Origin of the sequence: Streptomyces kaniharaensis (assembly GCF_009569385.1) — a bacterium.
In the GTDB taxonomy this organism is placed as follows: Bacteria; Actinomycetota; Actinomycetes; order Streptomycetales; family Streptomycetaceae; genus Kitasatospora; species Kitasatospora kaniharaensis.
In genome coordinates, this window is sequence record NZ_WBOF01000001.1 from 4,486,374 (window position 1) to 4,505,234 (window position 18,861).

General features: G+C 68.2%; 19 protein-coding genes. 15 read left to right on the forward strand and 4 right to left on the reverse strand.

Annotation, left to right across the window (positions count from 1 at the left end; all coding sequences use genetic code 11):
• Positions 1–7: 7 nt before the first annotated feature.
• From F7Q99_RS20250 to F7Q99_RS20280, 7 genes are all read left to right on the forward strand, one after another.
• The gene (locus F7Q99_RS20250; RefSeq protein ID WP_153463350.1) at positions 8–2,839 is read left to right on the forward strand and encodes a phage tail tape measure protein; all 2,832 of its coding nucleotides are present in this window, start codon (positions 8–10) and stop codon (positions 2,837–2,839) included.
• A 9-nt stretch (positions 2,840–2,848) separates the two neighbouring features.
• The gene (locus F7Q99_RS20255; RefSeq protein WP_153463352.1) at positions 2,849–5,683 is read left to right on the forward strand and encodes a hypothetical protein; all 2,835 of its coding nucleotides are present in this window, start codon (positions 2,849–2,851) and stop codon (positions 5,681–5,683) included.
• A gap of 12 nt (positions 5,684–5,695) precedes the next feature.
• The gene (locus F7Q99_RS20260; protein ID WP_153463354.1) at positions 5,696–6,232 is read left to right on the forward strand and encodes a hypothetical protein; all 537 of its coding nucleotides are present in this window, start codon (positions 5,696–5,698) and stop codon (positions 6,230–6,232) included.
• A gap of 417 nt (positions 6,233–6,649) precedes the next feature.
• A complete protein-coding gene (locus F7Q99_RS20265) occupies positions 6,650–7,099 on the forward strand; it encodes a hypothetical protein (RefSeq protein ID WP_230210269.1) in 450 nt (149 codons plus the stop codon).
• A 151-nt stretch (positions 7,100–7,250) separates the two neighbouring features.
• Positions 7,251–8,846, forward strand: coding sequence for a GH25 family lysozyme (locus tag F7Q99_RS20270; RefSeq protein WP_153463356.1), 1,596 nt, complete (start codon positions 7,251–7,253; stop codon positions 8,844–8,846).
• A gap of 1 nt (position 8,847) precedes the next feature.
• Entirely contained in the window at positions 8,848–9,135 is a 288-nt protein-coding gene (locus tag F7Q99_RS20275; RefSeq protein ID WP_230210270.1) for a hypothetical protein, read from the forward strand.
• Positions 9,132–9,404, forward strand: coding sequence for a hypothetical protein (locus F7Q99_RS20280; protein ID WP_153463358.1), 273 nt, complete (start codon positions 9,132–9,134; stop codon positions 9,402–9,404). The genes F7Q99_RS20275 and F7Q99_RS20280 overlap by 4 nt, the downstream gene beginning before the upstream one ends.
• A gap of 120 nt (positions 9,405–9,524) precedes the next feature.
• On the opposite strand, the gene F7Q99_RS20285 is transcribed toward F7Q99_RS20280, so the two are convergent.
• From F7Q99_RS20285 to F7Q99_RS20300, 4 genes are all read right to left on the reverse strand, one after another.
• The gene (locus tag F7Q99_RS20285; RefSeq protein ID WP_195911121.1) at positions 9,525–9,779 is read right to left on the reverse strand and encodes a hypothetical protein; all 255 of its coding nucleotides are present in this window, start codon (positions 9,777–9,779) and stop codon (positions 9,525–9,527) included.
• Between the two features lie 393 nt (positions 9,780–10,172).
• Positions 10,173–10,427: a hypothetical protein gene (locus F7Q99_RS20290; protein WP_153463359.1), complete on the reverse strand. Its 255-nt coding sequence runs from the start codon at positions 10,425–10,427 to the stop codon at positions 10,173–10,175.
• 46 nt (positions 10,428–10,473) lie between these two features.
• On the reverse strand, positions 10,474–10,944 hold the full coding sequence (locus tag F7Q99_RS20295; RefSeq protein ID WP_153466433.1) for a hypothetical protein: 471 nt from the start codon (positions 10,942–10,944) through the stop codon (positions 10,474–10,476).
• Positions 10,945–10,954: 10 nt separating this feature from the next.
• Positions 10,955–12,172 carry a helix-turn-helix domain-containing protein gene (locus F7Q99_RS20300; protein WP_326846911.1) on the reverse strand — a complete coding sequence of 406 codons (1,218 nt, stop codon included), beginning with the start codon at positions 12,170–12,172 and terminating at the stop codon, positions 10,955–10,957.
• A gap of 131 nt (positions 12,173–12,303) precedes the next feature.
• On the opposite strand from F7Q99_RS20300, the gene F7Q99_RS20305 reads away from it, so the two are divergent.
• From F7Q99_RS20305 to F7Q99_RS20340, 8 genes are all read left to right on the forward strand, one after another.
• On the forward strand, positions 12,304–12,633 hold the full coding sequence (locus F7Q99_RS20305; RefSeq protein WP_153463360.1) for a hypothetical protein: 330 nt from the start codon (positions 12,304–12,306) through the stop codon (positions 12,631–12,633).
• Positions 12,630–12,848, forward strand: coding sequence for a hypothetical protein (locus F7Q99_RS20310; RefSeq protein ID WP_153463362.1), 219 nt, complete (start codon positions 12,630–12,632; stop codon positions 12,846–12,848). Before F7Q99_RS20305 ends, F7Q99_RS20310 begins: the two co-directional genes overlap by 4 nt.
• Positions 12,845–13,030, forward strand: coding sequence for a hypothetical protein (locus F7Q99_RS20315; RefSeq protein ID WP_153463364.1), 186 nt, complete (start codon positions 12,845–12,847; stop codon positions 13,028–13,030). Before F7Q99_RS20310 ends, F7Q99_RS20315 begins: the two co-directional genes overlap by 4 nt.
• A 185-nt stretch (positions 13,031–13,215) precedes the next feature.
• On the forward strand, positions 13,216–14,214 hold the full coding sequence (rfbB, locus tag F7Q99_RS20320) for a dTDP-glucose 4,6-dehydratase (RefSeq protein WP_153463366.1): 999 nt from the start codon (positions 13,216–13,218) through the stop codon (positions 14,212–14,214).
• 43 nt (positions 14,215–14,257) lie between these two features.
• Entirely contained in the window at positions 14,258–15,421 is a 1,164-nt protein-coding gene (locus F7Q99_RS20325; RefSeq protein ID WP_153463368.1) for an NAD(P)/FAD-dependent oxidoreductase, read from the forward strand.
• Positions 15,422–15,443: 22 nt separating this feature from the next.
• Positions 15,444–16,532 (forward strand): DegT/DnrJ/EryC1/StrS family aminotransferase, encoded by a 1,089-nt coding sequence (locus tag F7Q99_RS20330; protein ID WP_195911122.1) that lies wholly within the window; start codon positions 15,444–15,446, stop codon positions 16,530–16,532.
• A gap of 366 nt (positions 16,533–16,898) precedes the next feature.
• Complete coding sequence (locus F7Q99_RS20335) at positions 16,899–18,074, forward strand: helix-turn-helix domain-containing protein (protein WP_195911123.1); 1,176 nt, start codon at positions 16,899–16,901, stop codon at positions 18,072–18,074.
• A 163-nt stretch (positions 18,075–18,237) separates the two neighbouring features.
• Positions 18,238–18,753, forward strand: a complete 516-nt coding sequence (locus tag F7Q99_RS20340; RefSeq protein ID WP_153463375.1) for a hypothetical protein — start codon at positions 18,238–18,240, stop codon at positions 18,751–18,753.
• Positions 18,754–18,861: the final 108 nt, after the last annotated feature.

The window sequence follows — 18,861 nt, forward strand, 5'->3', positions numbered from 1 at the left end:
GGGTGCCGTGGCCTCCGAGGTTGCAGATCTCTTCGTTGTTCTGCGGGCGGAGACGGCGCCGTTTCTCGCTGGCATGCGGACTGCTGGCGAGGAGGGTGAGGCGTTCGGCGGCCGGATGGCGGGCCCGCTGGGTGTTCTGTCCAAGATCGGTGTGGCGGCGGGCGCGGTCGGGATTGGCGTCGCCGCCGCGAGTATCAAGCTCGCCGGCGACTTCCAGGCTTCCATGCAGAAGCTCGTCAGCACGGCTGGCGAGTCGCAAAGCGCGCTGAAGATGGTGTCGGACGGGGTCCTTCAGCTCGCACGGGACACGGGCACCGGTACCAAGGAACTCGCCGACGGCATGTACATGGTCGAGTCGGCGGGGTATCACGGCGCCGAGGGATTGACCGTACTCAAGGCCGCCGCTGAGGGCGCACGTGCCGAGCAGGCGCCGCTCGCCGAGGTCAGCAACGCCGTCACGAGCGCCCTGAAGAGCTACCACCTCGGCGCCGACCAGGCGACGACGATGACCAACCAGATGATCGCCGCGGTCGGCCACGGCAAGATGACGTTCGGGGAGTTCGCGGGCTCCCTGTCGACCGTGCTGCCGATCGCGTCCGCCGCCCACTTGCAGTTCGACCAGGTCGGCGGCGCGATTGCCACGCTAACCAACCACGGCACCAGCGCGCGTGAGGCCACGCAGGAGCTGGCCAACACGATCCGCAACCTCCAGGCGCCCAACAACGTGGCGATCCAGGAGATGCAACGCCTCGGGCTCTCTTCGATCGACATTCAGCAGCACCTCGGTGAGCGAGGGCTGACCGGCACGATCGACCTGCTGCAGCGGGCGATCATGCAGCACATGGGCCCGGCCGGGACCGTGCTGCTGGATGTGTTCAACCGCAGCAAGCAGGCCGCGGATGACGCGAACCGCATGATCGCCGCGATGCCGAAGAGCCTGCAGGGGCTGGCCCAGGAGTTCCAGCAGGGCAAGATCTCGATGGGCGACTGGCGGAAGGCCCTGAAGGAACTTCCCGTCGACCAGGCCAACTTGGCCAGCCAGTTCGCCACTTTGATCAACAAGAGCGAAGGGTTCAACCAGCAGCTCAAGAATGGCGGCCCGGCCGAGCAGTCCTTCAACGACGCCATGAAGCGCATGCTCGGCGGCGCGACCGGCCTCAACACCGCCCTCATGCTGGGCGGCGAGAACATGGTCGACTTCCGCAACAACGTCGCGGCGGTCGGCGAGGCCGCGAAGCACAGCGGCCAGGACGTCGAGGGCTGGGGCGAGATCCAGCAGACGTTCAACTTCAAGCTGGACCAGCTGAAGCAGACCGTCATCACCCTCGCTATCAGGCTCGGCACGGCCCTGATGCCGTACGCGGAGCGGTTCATCGCCTGGCTGAAGACGGGCGTCGACTGGCTGACCCAGCACAAGGCCGCTGTGCAGGTCGCGGCGGCGGTGATCGGCACGACGCTCGTCGCCGCGCTCCTTGCCCTCGCCGGCGCCGCGGCAGCCGCGATCGGCCCGGAACTGCTGCTCGCCGGCGCCATCATGGCGATCGTCGGTGCCGTCGTCTACGCCTACAAGCACTTCCAGGGCTTCCACGACGCCGTCGACGCACTTGGCCGCTACCTGTCCACCGCGTTCGCCGCCGCCTGGCGCATGGCTGGTCAGGCAGTCGACTGGTTCCGGGCCAGCGTGCTGCCGCACGTCATCGCCGGCATCCAGCACCTGTTCGCCTGGTTCCAGGCTCACCAGGCCGAGTTCGCCTCGGCCTGGCGCACCCTGGTGCAGACCGTCGCCGCGATCGCCGCGTGGTTCAAGAGCAGCGTGCTGGACTGGCTGGTCGCGCGGCTCGGCGACCTGTGGGCATGGATGCATGCTCACAAGGCCGAGTTCTCGGCCGCCTTCCACTCGGCATTCGAGAGCGTTCGCGACAGCGCCGTGTGGTTCAAACAGCACGTCGTCGACTGGGTGATCACGCAGGTCGCGGAGCTGATCGCCTGGTGGCGCGGCAACAGCCAGCAGATCCACGAGGTCTGGTCGTCGGTATGGAACCGGGTCGCCGACCAGGCGCGGTTCGTCTGGGACATCATCTCGACCGGGCTGCAGGTCATGAGCGGGGCCTGGCGCTTCGGCTGGGGCCTGATCCGCGACACTGCGCGAACTGCCTGGGATCTGATCCGCGACGAGGTGACGATGGCGATCCATGCCGTCCACAACGTCGTGTCGTTCGTTCTCAATCTGCTCACCGGGCGCTGGGGTGAGGCCTGGCAATCTCTCAAGAATCTCGCCAGCCAGGGTCTACATGACGCCATGAACCTGGTCTCCAACCTGGCCGGCAACTTCGGAACGCTCCTGGTCAACGCTGGAAAGAACTTGATCAACGGATTGCTCAACGGGATCAAGTCGGCCGTCGGCGGCGTGAAGAACTACCTGAGCGACCTGACCGACTCGATCAAGTCCTGGAAGGGCCCGCCCGACAAGGACGCAACGCTGCTGACCGGCGCCGGCAAGGTGATCATCGACGGGCTGATGGTCGGCTTCGACAGTCGGATCCCCGCTCTCAAGGGCCAACTCCAAGGGATTACCAGCGACATCGCCTCTACCTTCGGCAATGTGGACGCGCAGGTCTCTGTCACCGGACGGGGGGCGGGCAGGGCCCTGACGCCAGTTGCCGGCACGCAGGCCCTCTCCATGGCCGGTGCCGGCGGCAGCTCGCCGGTGTACGTCGTCAACGTCACCGTGCAGGGCAGCGTCCTCGCCGAGGACGACCTGCGACAGACCCTGGAACGGCAGATGTACCAGATCGGCATGCGCAACTCCATGACCTGGCAGCCCTACGCGCGCCGATAGGAGGACTCAGTGGCGATCAACCCGAACTGGCCGGTCCTCATGTACGACTGGGGGCCGTTCTGGAACGCCAACGGCGCCGCCGCTCCCGGTGGAAAGTTCACCGATCTCACCTCCCGCACCAGAGGCCGCGTTGGGATCCAGCGGGGACGGCAGTATGAACTTGATCAGATCCGTGCCGGCACCATGAGCATGTCCGTCGTCAACACCGATGGCAGTCTCGACCCGGCCAGCGTGTCCGGCCCGTGGTACGGGCACATCATGCCGTACCAGCCGGTCAGGGTACGTGCGCAGTGGCCGCCGACCGCCAATCTCCTCACGCAGTGTCAGGCCACTGGTGGAGACCTCGGCGGCTACGCCATCGGCAGCATCGCCTCTCAGCCAGGCGTCGGAGTCCTCTCGGACACTGACACCGGCAGCGCGATCGCCTTCTCGGCGCTCGCCTGGCAGGGCCAGCGCGTGTTCCAGGCCACCGTCCCCAACGGGAGCGCTTCCGGCGCGGCCCCGCTCTACACGCAAACCGTCAGCGGCGAGCGGTCTGCCACCTATACCGCGCAGATCAGGGTCAGGAACGTCACGCCGTCAACGACCCTGCAGGTAGCGGCGTTCATCTCCTGGAGTACGGCGGCAGGCACCGCCACCCGGATCCTGGGCACACCAACCACGCTTACCGGCTCATACACCGCCCCGTGGACCCAACTGACTGTCACCGGGACGCTGGGCGCGGCCACGGCCTACATGTCGGTGGGCGTGGTCCTGACGTCCGCAGCCACTGCGGACGTGATCATCCAGGCTGACGGGTGGCAGTTGGAACGGGGCAGCACGGCCACGTCGTGGACGGCGCCCGGTGTGTGGTATCCGGTCTATGCCGGGTTCGTGGAGAGGTACCCGTCGTCGTGGACGATGTCGGGCACCTACGGCACCGTGAACACGACCTCGGTCGACGCCATCTCCCTGCTCAGCCAGCGCGTCCTACGGGATCCTCTGACAGAGGAGATCTACTCGCGGAACCCCCGATTCCTCTACACCCTCGGGGACCCGCAGAACTCTCAATCCTGCGCGGACGCAGTGGGCGCCAATCCTGCGGCGCCGCTGGTCGTTTCCAAGTCGGGTCCGGGGAGCCTGACTTTCGGAAACCAGATCACCTCCACGACGTCCGGCGGTACATACACGGGCAGCACCGGCACCGTGGTCACCATCAACAACCCCGGCGCGGGGGCATTCTCATACAACCCGGCAACCCTGATCTCCCTCGATCAGGCCGGGATCAAGGGGCCAGCAAACCCCGGAGCGTGGACCCGCATGATTGCGTTCCGCTACACGGGGCCGATTCCCGCCGACCACGCCGTCATCTGGTGCTCCAGCGACAGTCAGCGCTCGGGCCACTATTCGTCTGGCTCGGCGGTCACCGTCTCGATCACCTCCAACGGCTGGCCAGCCGTCTACCTCAGCGGCCCCACCGGAGTGGTATCCAACTACTACTTCGGCGGAGCAACGAACTGTGCCGACGGAAACTGGCATCTCTTGATCTTCGGCTACTCGCAATCAAGCAGCCAGATGGTCCTCTCTCAGGACGGCTTTTACTCCATAGCCCCGGTCGGAGCGGGCAGCACCCCAACCGGCCTTCAGTTTGATTCCCTGGGAAACTGGGTCGACCCCGTTTACGGAAACGAAACCCTCTGGAACTATCAAGGGGATATCTCATTCGCCGCTGAATGGCCCATCGTATTCGGCGCAAGCGACATCACAGCGGTTTACACCGCTTGGAAAAACAGCTTCGCCGGGGACTCCTCAGACGCACGCTACAAGCGGATCCTCGGCTGGGCCGGATACACAGGCCCCAAGAGCATCCAGACCGGGGTCACCACCACCATGGGTCCTGCCGCAGTGGCCGGCCAGGACGCGATGTCGGCGCTGCAAGCCGTCGTCGATACCGAGAACGGCGAGCACTTCGTGGCGGCCGACGGCACCGTGACGTTCAGGGCCCGCAGCGCCCGCTACAACGCCCTGGTGCCGGTGTACACGTTCGGAGAGATGGCCTCGCTGGGAGAGATCCCCTACGAGGAGTGTCACCTCGATCTCGACCCCACCCGGCTCGCCAACATCGTCAAGATCACACAGGCGTCAACCAACCAGGCGTTCACCGCATCGGACGCAACATCGCAGGCCAACTTCTTCCCCCGCTCGTTCGCCCGGACGATCAACTCCGCCTCTACACAGGAGTGCCAGGACGCCGCCAACTATCTCCTGTCGCGGTACCGAAGCCCCGCTGTGCGCGTCGCGTCGGTCAGACTCCACCCGAGCGCCAACCCGACAGCGCTCTGGCCGGTCTGCCTGGGCCTCGAACTCGGTACCCGAATCAGGGTGATGCGCCGTCCACCAGCACCCGCGGCCCCGATCCAGGTCGAGTGCTTTGTCGAGAGCATCAGCTGGGAGTTCAGTGACGCAGGCGACGCTTATGTCACCCTCCAGTGCAGCCCAGCCGACCTCACCCCGTACGGCCTGTTCGCCGCCTTCCACACCACCCTCGCGACGTCACCGGCCGCTGGCGTCTCCACCATCACCATCAACGCGGGATCAGACAACACCAATCCCGCGGCGGCTCAACTCGGCCCCGGCCAGCAGCTCGTCCTCGGGCTCGGCACCGCCACCCAGGAGACCGTCACCATCCAGTCCGTCGGCACCACCACGGCCGGATGGACGACGGCAACCATCACCCTCACTGCAGCCACCACCCAGGCCCACACGGCAGGTGACACGGTCTGTGAGCCACTGCCATCCGGCGTGACCAGCGCCACCACCTGGGACGCCATCGCGAAGTTCGACTCCGCTGCATTCGCCTACTAACGAGAGGAGGTCATGGTGCCCAACCTCCCTGTCCCCATCCCGGCCAACGAGGTTCCCGGCAACCTCGTCACCGGAGCGCTTTGGAACACCAACGTCTACAACGGCCTGACGTTTCTGCTCAACCGGCCGCTGTGCAGTGTGTGGCAGAACGCGGCGCAGTCGGTCCCCAACGCAACGAACACCCCGATCCTCTTCGACTCCACCAACCTGGACACCTACGGCGGTCACTCCAACACCACGAACAGCAGCCGCTACACCGCGCAGGTCGCGGGCTGGTACTGGGTCTACGGGAACATCTCGTACTCGACCAACTCCACCGGCATCCGTACGGCAGCCATCAACAAGAACGGCTCCACCGTTGCCGGCGGCTTCGGCTCAAATGGCGGCAACACCGCCTACTACACGACCGTTTCGGTCGCCGTGCCGGTTCTGATGGCCGTAGGCGACTACGTCGAGACCGTCGCCTACCAGTCTTCCGGCACCGCCCTCAACACCGCGGTCGGCTCAGGGCAGGGGTCCGGCATGGTCGTCTGGTTCATCCACGCCTGATCGGGAGGTCCACATGGCCAACGCAATGCCCGCCTGCTGGGCCCATGCCTGCACCGGCCAGGTGGCGGTGCAGTGGGCTCAGCGCGCCAACGTCAACTCGGCGGACACCACGCCGGTGTACGCGTGCGCGGCTCACGCCATCTCCCGTGACGGCGCCGGACACGTCCACCAGCCATCGTGCGTCCCGGACCCTGCGCGCCTCCCGTCATGCGGGTGCACGCCGGAGCCGCTGCCCGCCCCGCCGGCACCTCCGGCATCGGTCACCCTGCCGACCGGCTGGTCGATACCGGCCAAGTCGGAGGCTGAAAAGCCGCCGTCGCCCTCTCCTGCCCAGCCCCCCAGGCCGGCCGGCATGGCTCCGTAGCTCAGGTCCCTCCATCAGCTCACGCCTCCGCGCCGTCGGCCGGGGGCTTTCCCATGTCCGGAGTCACAATGACCGCCCACCACGGCGAGATCGCAGCCCACGGCCAGGCCGTCGCCCATCACTACACGGTCCACTACCCCGCCCATCCGCCCCGCGAGGGTGACCCGCACTACCGCGACTTCGAGCACTACCGGAAGGCCACCAAGGACACCGCGGTCTGCCGCTTCGCCGAACGTCGGCGCGGTGACACTTCCGAGTGTGCTGGCGGCCTCGAACTGCACCATGCACACGTCGAGTTCAGCCTGCAGAATGGGGTCGATCTCGCCGTCCTGGAGGCCGACTACCCGGGTATCAGCAATCCGGACCAGGTCGGAGAGTGGGTGGAGTCCGCCGCGAACCTGGTCTGGTACTGCGAACGGCACCACCGCGGCCACGGTGGCGTCCACACGGCCAGCGCCTCGGACTTCGAGGCGTCGGTCTACGTCCGGGGGCTGATCAGCTGATGGCCTGGCTCCTGAGCTCGTGGTCGCAGATCTGGCCCAACCTTGCCGCGTCCGCGATCTGGGCCACGCCTGCGGTCGTCACCCACCACCTGCTCGTCCGGCGTCACCTGCGGCGCATTCATGCGGCCCTGGCCAAGGGGGAGGAGTCGTCATGACGAACGCGCGGGGCTACGACGTCTCCGACTACCAGTCCTCAATCCCGTCGGACGCCGACTTCGTGTTCATCAAGGCCTCCGAAGGGGCTCGCACCGAGCAGAGCGGCTACGTGGCCAAGCGGGACAAGGCCCGCCGCCGTGGGATCCTCCTAGGGCACTACCACTTCCTGCACGCCGAGAACGATGTTGCGGGCGAGGTCGAACACTTCTGCCGGGTGGTCGGCGATGTTCCACCCGGAGAACTCCTGGTGCTGGACTTCGAGCCGTACGGCCAGCCGGTCTCAGACGCCCAGGCGACGGCGGCGAAGAACGCCTGGCTCGCGGCGGTGAAAGCCCGCTACCCGAACAACAAGGTGGGCCTGTACACGAGCGTCGACTGGTGGCGCAGGACGAACGACGGCTGTGGGGACTTCCTGTGGATCGCCGATTACGTCCAGGCCGGCTCTCCGCGGATCCAGGCACCCTGGCGGTTCCACCAGTACACCGACAGCCCGCTCGACAGCGACGTGTACAACGGCACGACCGACGACCTGCGGGCATGGGCCGGTGCTGCGGCGCCTGTCCCGGTTCCACCGCACGCCGCCCCGTGGCAGGGCCTGCAGTTGGTCACCCGTGATCAGTGGGGCGCCCGCCCGTGGCGGGAGCCGAACGGCTCGATCCCGTACGCGGGCCCCCGGCAGGGCGTAAAGATCCACTACCTGGGCAGTCCCTATGACTTCGGCGACCACTCCACCTGTCCCGCCTACGTCCGCAAGATCCAGGCCGAGCACATGGACGGCAATGGCTGGTCCGACATCGGCTACTCGTTCGTCATCTGCGAGCACGGCTACACGTTCGAGGGCCGCGGGCTCACCCGCCGCAACAGTGCCAACGGCGACGTCCCGCTGAACGAAGCCCACTACGCCGTGTGCGCGCTCCTCGGCTCCAGCGGCTCCACCGAGCCCACGCCTGAACAGCTTCAGGGGCTGCGTGACGCCATCGAGTACTGCCAGCAGCACGGCCCTGCCGGCCCCGAGATCAAGGGCCACAAGGACGGCTACCAGACCGACTGCCCCGGCGGGCCCCTGTATGCGTGGGTGCAGGCCGGCGCCCCCCGCCCCACCGCACCCGCTCCCGCCTCGGAGGACGACATGCCCCTCAGCGACGCTGACATCGCGCGCATCAGCGCTGCCGTCGCCAGCACCGTCAGCAGCCAGCCCGTGCGCGACGCCATCGCCTTCGCCGTCCACTACACCGACGACAACCCGGACGGCATCCGAACCCTGATCCGCTCGCTGCCCCAGCAGGTCTGGGACCACAAGCTCCCGCACCTGCGGGACGACTGGACGGCGGACGGCGACCTGGAGGCGTATTGGTACGTCGCTGGGAAGGACGTCAGCGACCGGGCCACGGCGCGGGCGTTCGCCGAGCTCCAGGTGACGCTGGCCGCCCAGTCCGCCGCGATCACCACCCTCGCCTCGCAGCTCGGCGAGCAGCACCAGGGCGTCGACACGGCCGCGGTCGTTGCCGCTGTGCAGCAGGCCATCGCGAGCGCGACGGTGCACGTCCAGGTGGACGTGGCCGGCACCCCCACCACTCCGAAGGGAAACTGACATGTCCGACTCCGCACGTCGCACGATCCGTACGGTTGTCGCCGTCGCCCTGGCGCTCCTCGCCGGCTTGCCTCTGCTCGTCCGCACCGCGGCCCTGCCAGACACGCTGCCCGGCCTTGGCACCGTGCTGGCCGTCGCCGCGGCCATCACCCGTGCCATGGCCCTGCCGCAGGTCAACGGGCGGCTGCCCGACTGGCTCCAGATGACGCCGACCAAGGCGCCGTTGCTCGACCCGACGGCCACCACCGTGCCGACGACGACCGAGCCCTCGCCCGGGAGCCGCGAGTGACCAGCCCGGCCCCTACCCCGACGACGGTGGATCTGCTGGTGGTGCTGACTCGACTCGAAACGAAGCTCGACGCCGCCACGGCTGGTATCGCCGATCACGAGATTCGGCTCCGCACGGTCGAGCAGTCCGCCGTCACCGAGACGGACATCGCCCAGCTCCGGGCCGACGTCGAAGCCCTCAAGCGCCACCGCTGGCCGCTGCCCACCATCGGCGCGCTCGGCGGCGTCGTCGGGGCAGTCGCAGCTGTGTACGCGGCGCTCCACCCCTGAACCACCACGCCCCCGCTCGGCTCCGGCCGGGCGGGGGCGCTTCGTCGTGAGTGGCGGCGAGCCGCCGCATGAACCCGGGGCAGAGCTGCGGCAACGGCGGCCCGGCTGGGACCCCGCGAGCTATGTCCGGTCTCTGCGGCTGAGGCGATAGATGAGGTAGGTGATTCCGAGGATGATGTCGACTGCAGCCCAAAGACCGATGATCAGACCGATGCCGATGGTTGTGCCCGCGTGCCCTGCGCTGATGCAGTTGGTGAAGTCCTGGCCAGTCAAGCCGGCGCAGCTCCTGCTGGCCGACTTGGTACTGCTCACGGTTCCGGCGATGATCCAGATCACGAACAGCGCCTGAACAGCGAGGAAGATCCAAAAGAACACCCTGCGGGGCCTCGTGCGGGGCGCGGGCTGTGAGGGATGGGCTTCCTCGTCCCGGCGAGTCCACCGTCCATCGCCGCCTCCGCCACGGGGAGGCAGCGGGGTCTTGGATTGAGGCTCTCCAGAAGGTTGATGGTCGGACATGGCCGCCTCCAGTCGAATGCGAGTAGCCCTACTTTCAGGACGCCACTCGGCTCGGCTCGGGTCAACCACGATGCCTTCTAGGCAGTTGCCCTGCGTCATGGCGCTGCCCGTAATTCCGCCCGCAGTGGCCGCGTGTCGACGAGAAACTCGACGTCGCCGCACATCGACAGGCAGCGCGGGGTGGCCGGCCAGCTGACATGCCAGCGTCCCCGCTCTCCTTCAGGAGGGCGGGGGCGCTCTCATCGTGCTCGGTTAGGCAGCGGTCTCGGCGTCGAGCGCTGCCTTGGCCGCGTCGAGGCTGGCCTGCCACAGCCTGTGGTGCTTCCCGTTCTGCCGGGCCGGCTCCCAGATCGGGTGGGCGCGGAGGGCGAGCGCCGCCTCCACGTACGCATCCCGCGCGGCGTCGACGTCCCCGCCCTGCTCCCGCGCCGTCGTCATCGCCCGGTCCGCCCGCAGCGCGGCGACATGGAGGGGCAGCAGGTCGGCGGGGAGATCAAGATCGGCCATGGCGCCCATCGTACGACTGTGATCGAACTGGCCTGGAGCGGTGCTCCTACCTTTTCGCGCCTTCTGGCCAGAGAATCCGGACTGGGACTCCGCAGCGCTCGGCGTAGGCAACGACATCTGCTGTGCCGCCGTAGCCGCGCGCGGGGAGTCCGTCCCACACGGCCAGCACAAGGTCCGCCAATCCGACCAAGACTTCGCTGCCTGCCATGTGGGCAGCTGAGTCCGAGACGGTGATGCCGGTGTGGTGGACCTCCGCCGCCCGGTTCAGCAGCTGGTCGTACAGCGGATGATGGTCAGCGGGGAGTGAGTCACGGTATTCCTCAGCGGGGACGACGACCTCAAGTGATCCGCCCCGGTCCAGGATCATCTCTGCGAACCAGGCGTCGGGCCCGTCCGCGATACAGGAAATTCCCGTAAGTGGCCCCATCTGCTCGTCCAGAGCCGCAGCGAGGAACTGGCGGACCTTCCGCTCCACATCGCCGTTGAGACCCCTATGGCCAGTGATTCCGATCCGCATGCTGCCCCTCCTACAGGTACACGTCGTGTAGACGGTCATCGAAGTCCCGCACTACGCGGGGCGGTGTCGTGGTGGTGAGGGTACGCCGCAGAGCTCTGGCACGTTCCACGATCCGTCCGGACCGGTAGGTGAGCCCGATGTCAAGGGCTCGGTCGGCGATAGCGAATGCGCCGTCGATGCGCCCGGCGGCCAGGTGGCCAGCGGCGATGTCCAGCATCAGTAGGGCTCGCTGTTTCGTGTGACCCGTGGCCAGAGCCTGTGTGTCGGCGGACAGCACCCAGTCCGACAGGCCCAGCCGCGCCCCACACGTCACGCGGACGGCTGCGACCTTGGACTCGTCGAACGTGAAGACCCATGGCCACGGAGGTGTATGCGCGCGGTCGAGGCGAAGCGCGAGTTTCCGACTGCGGTCGAGCGCTTGGTCCGCACGTTCGCGGTCCCCGCCTGCTGCGTGCGCCAACGACTCCACCGAGGTGAGCCAGGCGTCCGCGATGGCTGGCGCCTCCTCGGCCTGCACCGTTCGAGCTTTCCCAACGAGGTTGAGCGCTTGAGCGGCGTTGCCCGCGTGGGCCTCGAACTGGGCAAGGCTGCCGATCTGGTAGGCGGCTAGCAGGGAGTTCTTCGCCGTACGGGCGGAGTTGATTGCCTGGCCATACCAGGATCGGGCAGAGCCGTGGTCACCCATATCCCAGGCCAGCCATCCCGCGAACGAGGCTGCCTCGGACCCTACTGCGGCCAGGCGGGCCCGGTCCCCGCCGACGCTTAGCCGCTGGATCAGTTGAATGTGGCTGCGGACGGCGTCGGCAAGATCCCTGGACGGTGTCGATCCGTCCAGGCGGCGGTATGCGGCGGTACCCAGCCGCAAGGCTGCTGGCTGGCCGGTCTCAGGCTGAGCGGGGAGCGCTGCAAGGACGGGTGCCGCCGCCGCTGCGGCGACACCGCCGAGAAACTCGCGTCGTTCCACTGCCGATCCTGCTGGGGCGCCCGCCAGGCCTACGAGGCCGGCGGGGATGTTCAGATGGGCTGCTGCGCGTCCGAGTAACGCCATGTCGTAAGCGCCGCCCGCACCGCGCTTCTCCAGGCGGGAGATTGCCGACTGGGACAGACCGATGGCGTCGCCGAGTTGGCGTTGAGTGAGACGCCGTTCCTGGCGACACAGTTCCACCACTCTGCCGTAGTCCCCGTTCCGCGACGCTGCCTGAATTGCGCTCCGCCAGTCCACCAGCACGCCCCTTGGTTGCCTGTGCCCGTATGCGCCTCCCGCATACCCGCATGCGTGTACCGCCTATGCGATTCTCCCACGGAGGTGATCGCTAGTTGACTGTCTGTCACGCAGCCGCCCAGCACAGAGGAGCGCGCATGACGACTGCCAACCAGCCGAGCCGCCCGTGGACGCGTGAATTGGCAGGCACCAGTGACCTGACGGTCACGGTGGACGGGTACCTGGAGCCGATGATGCTGCCGTTCGACGTGGCATTGACCACCTTGTGGCAGGTCGTGCGCCAGCTTCCGATCGGCGAATATCAGCACCGGGCGATGCACCGCCTGCTGGGCGCGGGTCGCACGTTGGAGATGGAGCGTCTGCTCGACGGCACTGGCTCGATGGAACTGCGGCTCGACCTCACTGGAGGCGGTACTGCTGTCGTCCGTGTCTGCCGTGCGGGGGCGGAAGGGCTGGAGACGCCGTGACCACGGTTGTCAGGCCCGACACGCCAACGGGCATCGTCATCACTCTGGACACGTCCAAGGCTGGCCGGTACATCTCGGCCGAATGCCAGCTGGACGCCCACCACGGGTGCCCTGGCGGGATCTGGGACGAGGGCGGCGCCCGGGTGCTGGTGTGCCTCTGCGGCCACGCCGGATGCTCTTGCGCCCGCAACCTGCCCGGCGGTGATGCCGAGTGAGCGTCGTCGGCGGGACGCCCAGCGAGTCGACTTACACGACGATGGGGCACTGCCCGCGCTGCTACGCGTACACCCGCGGGCGCCTGCTCAGGACGGTGGACGAGCGGCGCGAGCTGATCCAGCACGATGACTGCCCGGGATCGCCGCCGACGGAGGTCCGGGCCTGTACGTACAACGGCTGACCGTCGCGACGCCCAGAACGGTCGCGCCGGCGGCACCCGGCAGACTCTCCCCTGCGGGCGCACACCCCATGTTCGCCTACCTTCCCGGTCGGGCTAAGCGCGCAGATTTTCAGCACAACTTCCATAGCTAAACGCATATATGACTGGAAATCAGATTCGTCGACGACAGCATATGATGCGGCCCCATGAGCCTGAAGAACATCCTCGTCACCGGCGGAGCCGGCTTCATCGGCGCCAACTTCGTCCGCTACACCGCCGCCCACCGCCCCGAGTACCGCATCCGGGTTCTGGACGCGCTCACCTACGCGGGCAACAAGGACAACCTCGCTGGCCTCGACGAGGTCGACCTGGTCGTCGGGGACATCTGCGACCGCGAACTCGTCGACCGGCTCGTCACCGAAGCCGACGTGGTGGCGCACTTCGCCGCCGAGTCCCACGTCGACAACTCCCTGCACGACCCCGAACCGTTCGTCCGCACCAACGTCCACGGCACCTTCAGCCTCCTGGAGGCCGTCCGCCAACACGGCAAGCGCCTGCACCACATCTCCACCGATGAGGTCTTCGGCGACCTGCCCGTCGACAGCACCGACCTGTTCACCGAGGACAGCCCGCACAACCCCTCCAGCCCCTACTCCGCCACCAAATCCGGCTCCGACATGCTGGTCCGCGCCTGGGCCCGCTCCTACGGCGTCCAGGCCACCATCTCCAACTGCGCCAACAACTACGGCCCGTACCAGCACCCCGAGAAGTTCATCCCCCGCCAGGTCACCAACCTCCTCACCGGCGCCCGCCCCCGCCTGTACGGCGACGGCACCAACGTCCGCGAGTGGACCCACGTCGACGACCATAACGCTGGCGTCCACGCGATCATCGACCGCGGCACCCCCGGCGAGACCTACCTCATCGGCTCCGGCGACGAGCGCTCCAACCGGGAGATCGTCCAGCTCATCCTTGAACTCCTCGGCCACCCTGCCGACGCCTACGACCACGTCGCCGACCGCCCCGGCCACGACCTGCGCTACGCCAACGACAGCTCCAAGCTCCGCGCCCTGGGCTGGGCCCCGGTCTACGGCGACTTCCGCCAGGGCCTCGCCGACACCATCGCCTGGTACCAGGACAACCAGCCCTGGTGGCAGGCCCAGAAGACCACCACCGAGACCAAGTACACCGAGATCGGACGCTGACCCCCAAGGCGCGGGGACGGCGCCCGGGAAAGGAACCGTCCCCGTGTCCTCCACCCTCATCGTCGGCGCCGGCATCACCGGCCTGCTCACCGCCCTGCGCCTGGCCCACGCCGGCCACCAGGTCACGGTCCTGGACGCCGAACGCATCGGCTCCGGCGCCACCTGCGCCAACCACGGCATGCTCCACTCCGGCGCCATGTACGCCCGCCAGTCCCCGCACGTCGTCGCCGACTGCCGCAACGCCCAGGAGTTCTTCACCCTCCTCGCCCCCGACGCCCAGGTCACCGCCGCCGACGCCGTCTACGTCCTCAACGACGCCGACGAACGCGCCTTCCGCACCGCCCTCGACACCCACCACCTGCCCCACCACACCGTCAAGCCCGCCGACCTCCCCCACCTGCGCCCCGACGCCGTCGCCGGACAGCACCTGATCGCCGTCGCCGAACGCGCCATCTCCTCCCGGCGCCTGCTGACCGCCGCCACCGCCCAATGCCTGGCCGCCGGCGTGCGCTTCATCCTCGGCACCGCCGCCCACACCATCCACCGCACCGGCAACCGCGCCACCGCCGTCATCACCGGCGGCGGCGAACACCTCGCCGCCGACCACATCGTCCTCGCCGCAGGGCTGGGCACCGCCCGACTCCTCGCCGGCCTCGACTCCGCCCACGCCGCCGACCTACGCTCACGCCTGGACATGATGATGCACCTGCCCGGCAACCTGCCCTGCGGCATCATTTTCACCAACCAGTCCGGCCCCGTCGCCATGCCCGCGCACGGCGCCGTCCTCGCCTCCCTCTACGGCGGTATCCAGCCCCCCGTCACCGGCTGCCGCCGCTACCCCGTCACCCTGGAACGCACCCAGCTGCTCCTGCACCAGCTCGGCCAGCTGCTGGAGCCCGGCACCGTCGACCTGCCCTCCGCGACCGCCTACACGGTCGGCAAGACCGACTACGTCGCCACCGCCGACGCCCTCGCGGGCCGCTTCAACCCAGGCTGGCACATCATCAACCACGCCGAGAGCGAAGGCATCACCGGCCTGCACACCGTCTTCCCCGGCAAGATGACCCTCGCCGGTCGCGCCTCCGCCGACTGCGCCGCGCAGATCCTCGGCCACCCCGTGCCCCTGCTCATCCAGCCCCGGCCCGCCGTTGACGTGCCCGCCGGCCTGGTCGCCGTCGAGCCGTGGGCCCCGGCCCTGGCCGCCTGAACCCGGCAAGGAGAACAGCACCGTGATTCCGCCGTTCCGCACCGAGTTCACCACCGCGCAGAAGGCCGACTTCCTCACCGCCGCCGCCGGCATCGTCGACAGCGGCCGCCTCACCCTCGGCCCCTACACCCGCCGCCTCGAAACGGCCTTCACCGCGACCGCCGGCACCCAGTACGCGATCGCGGTCTCCTCCGGCACCACCGCCATCGAGATCACCCTGCGCGCCCTCGGCCTCACCGGCGCCGACATCCTCGTCCCCGCGAACACCAACTACGCCACCGCCGAAGCCGTCCTGCGTGCCGGTGCCCGCCCGGTCCTGTACGACGCCGGACTCGCCGCCACCCTCGACGCGATCGACGCCGCCCGCACCCCGGCCACTCGCGCCGTCATCCTCGTCCACCTCGGCGGCCACATCACCCCCGACCTCGACAAGATCACCGACTACTGCACCACCCACAACCTCCTGGTCGTCGAAGACGCCGCCCACGCCCACGGCTCCAGCACCGGTGGCCGCCCGGCCGGTTCCCTCGGCGCCGCCGCCGCGTTCTCCACCTTCGCCACCAAGATCCTCACCACCGGCGAAGGCGGCCTCATCACCACCGACGACCCCCACCTCGCCGACCTTGCCCGCCAGTACCGCGACCAGGGCAAGAACGAGGACGGCCACAACACGGTCTTCGGCAGCGCCTGGCGCCTGCCCGAACTCTCCGCCGCCCTCGGCCTCGTCCAGCTCACCACCACCCCCACCCCCATGCAGCGCGCCCACGACCTCCTGCGCACCTACGCCCAGCGCATCCGCCACCCCCAGGTCTCCGTCCCCTTCGAACCCGGACACCGTTACAGCGGCCACAAGGCGATCATCCAACTCCCCAGCCGCACCCTGCGCGACCACCTGCGCCGCCACCTCACTGCGGCCGGAATCACCCCGGCCCGCGGCGTCTATGACAACCCCCTCCACCACCAGCCTGCCCTCGGCCTCACCGGCGCCTATCCCCTCGCCGATCACTTCGCCGACACCCATCTGTGCCTGCCCCTGTGGCTCGGTCTCACGCCCGACCAGCAGCATCGCGTCATCGACACCGTCAACGCCTGGAACCCGCCCGCCGCGTGATCCTTGTCCGGCCGTCAGCGGCCGGACAAGGACAACTCCGAGCCGATACAGCTGGACGGCCCCCGTTGTTGCGGGCAGCACCCGCCGTTCGCCCAGCTGTTACCAGATGAACCCCTCAATCTTGATCATTCGTTTGGAAGATCACTAGGCACTGACACCAGACGCATGGGAATATCTGTTCGAACTCCAGCGCATGTCCGCAGGTCCCGATGTCACAGGAGACCCATTGACAACAGGCTGCTTCGCCCCACAGACCGCAGCCACCACGCCACCTCACACCTACTGGCTACAGAGCCGTCGCCTGTTACCGCTGGCCCCAACACCCCGGCAGGACGGACCCTCTCACCAGCCAGAAGGAGCAACACGATGCCAACGACAGACGAGGCGGCCCGCCTCCAGGCCATCCTTCGACAGCAGGAAGAAGCGCTCGAAGCAAGCGCGGCAACTGTACGAGCATCGGCCCTGCAGTTCCTCATGCTCGGCCAGGTCGACGCCTTTCGACGCGTCATCACCGGCCACCTGAACCTCGACGCGTTCGACGCCGGCGCTTCTCGCGTCTACATCCTGAAGGGCCCCGCCGGCGAGCGCGACCGCATCGCCACGACGTGCCACGCCGCCATCGGCACCATCGCCCTGGTCACCAGGTGCCCGGCCGACGATGAGGACACCATCGTGGTGGCCAGCGAGGAGTACCGAGCCGCGGTCGAGACGGCGCTGGTAACCGTGGTTGAGGCCGCCGCCGCCCGGTACCTCGGCGGCTCCGGGCCGTCCACTCTCGCGGACACCGCCAGCGCCTACCAGGACGCCGCCAGCGGCATCCTCCACGCACAGGTCACCCCCGGCCGGATAGCTCTGTCCATCACCGAGACGCGACTGGCACACGTCCTCGATCATCGCGCGGATGCATGGGCTACCGGCGTTCTGGAGCCGTTGCTCCGTCTGAGGCGAGGCCGCCGCGATGAACTGATGTCTGGTGTGCTGAACGGGCTCGCGTTCGGAGCTGATGGCGCCGGAAAGCTCCTCGGGCGGCACCGCAACACGATCGGCCGGCACATGTCCACGGTCGGGGAGCTCCTTCACCTGGATCTCAACGGTTACCCGGACCGCGCCGTGGTCAGCCTCGCCCTGGACGTGGAGGCCGTGGGCACGAACACCCAGGACCCTGAGCCCGGGCCCGTCCACCTGACGAGCCCGGACGGAACCGGTCTCCTTGACACCCCTGCGGTTCGCGGGTGGGCGGAAGCGCTGATGCGGCGTATGGAGCGGAGCAAGCGCCCTCTGCGCCGGACCTTGATCGCGTGGCTGGAGCATGACGGCAACGCGACGGGTGCGGCCAAGGACCTGTGCCTCAGGGATGCGACCGTGCGCGAGCACATCCGGATCGCGGAGAGGCTGCTCGCGCGTCGTCTCGTTCACGGGCATGATCCGAAGCCGTGTGAGACCTCAGGCGCCCATGACGTCTATCTGGCTCTCGTGGTTCTCGGGGACATCACGATGGCGCAGTGGCCGAAATGTTCACAACAAGCCGATACGAAGAGTTAGCTACGCCCCTCGACTGTCACTCATGGTAGTAAATGGTGCATAAACGACGGTCGGGCACCCCGAAAGTGGTGCATAAACGCCGTTTCGCGTGCCGGGTGTGTGCGCCTACCGTAGATCCCTCGCGCAGGAGATCAATGAATCTCAGCCAGCCTGGAGGCATACGGTGAGCACGCTCGCAGTCCTCGGCAACACGACCCTCACGACCCAGATCGCCAACCGCCTCACGCGCGCCGGCCACACCGTACGCACCCACGGCCTCCTCGGCACTGACGACTCATCCACCGCGTCGACAGTCCAGGAGGCCGTGGCGGGTGCTGTCGCGGTCCTCGCTGTGTTCGACTCCGCCGCGGCGGTGGCGGCGTCCATGGCGAGCGCACTGCCCGCCATGGATCCCGGCACCCACTGGCTCGACCTCGGCCCGGCCGCCGGCGAGGACACCGCCATCGCCGCGCGAGCAGAACGGCACGGCATCACCCGCGTCACCGCCCCGCTCGCCGAGTTCCGCGGCATCCTCGTTGCGACCGCGCCCGCCGTCCTCGATCACCGCAGCCGACTGGCCTGCGAGCCGATCCTGGACGCCGTCGCGGACCTGGTCATCATCAGCAGCCAGCCCGAGCTTGGCGTCGTCGGCCTGGAGGCTCAGTTCGGCGATCTCGTGGCGCCCACGTCGGGCGTGTAACACCTGGCGCTCCTGGCAGGTGGGGCTGGCGATGCGGCCCACAGGACTGCCTGGCTGGCGATCTCGAAATCATGCAACTCGGCCACGCGGCCTAACGACGGAACCGAA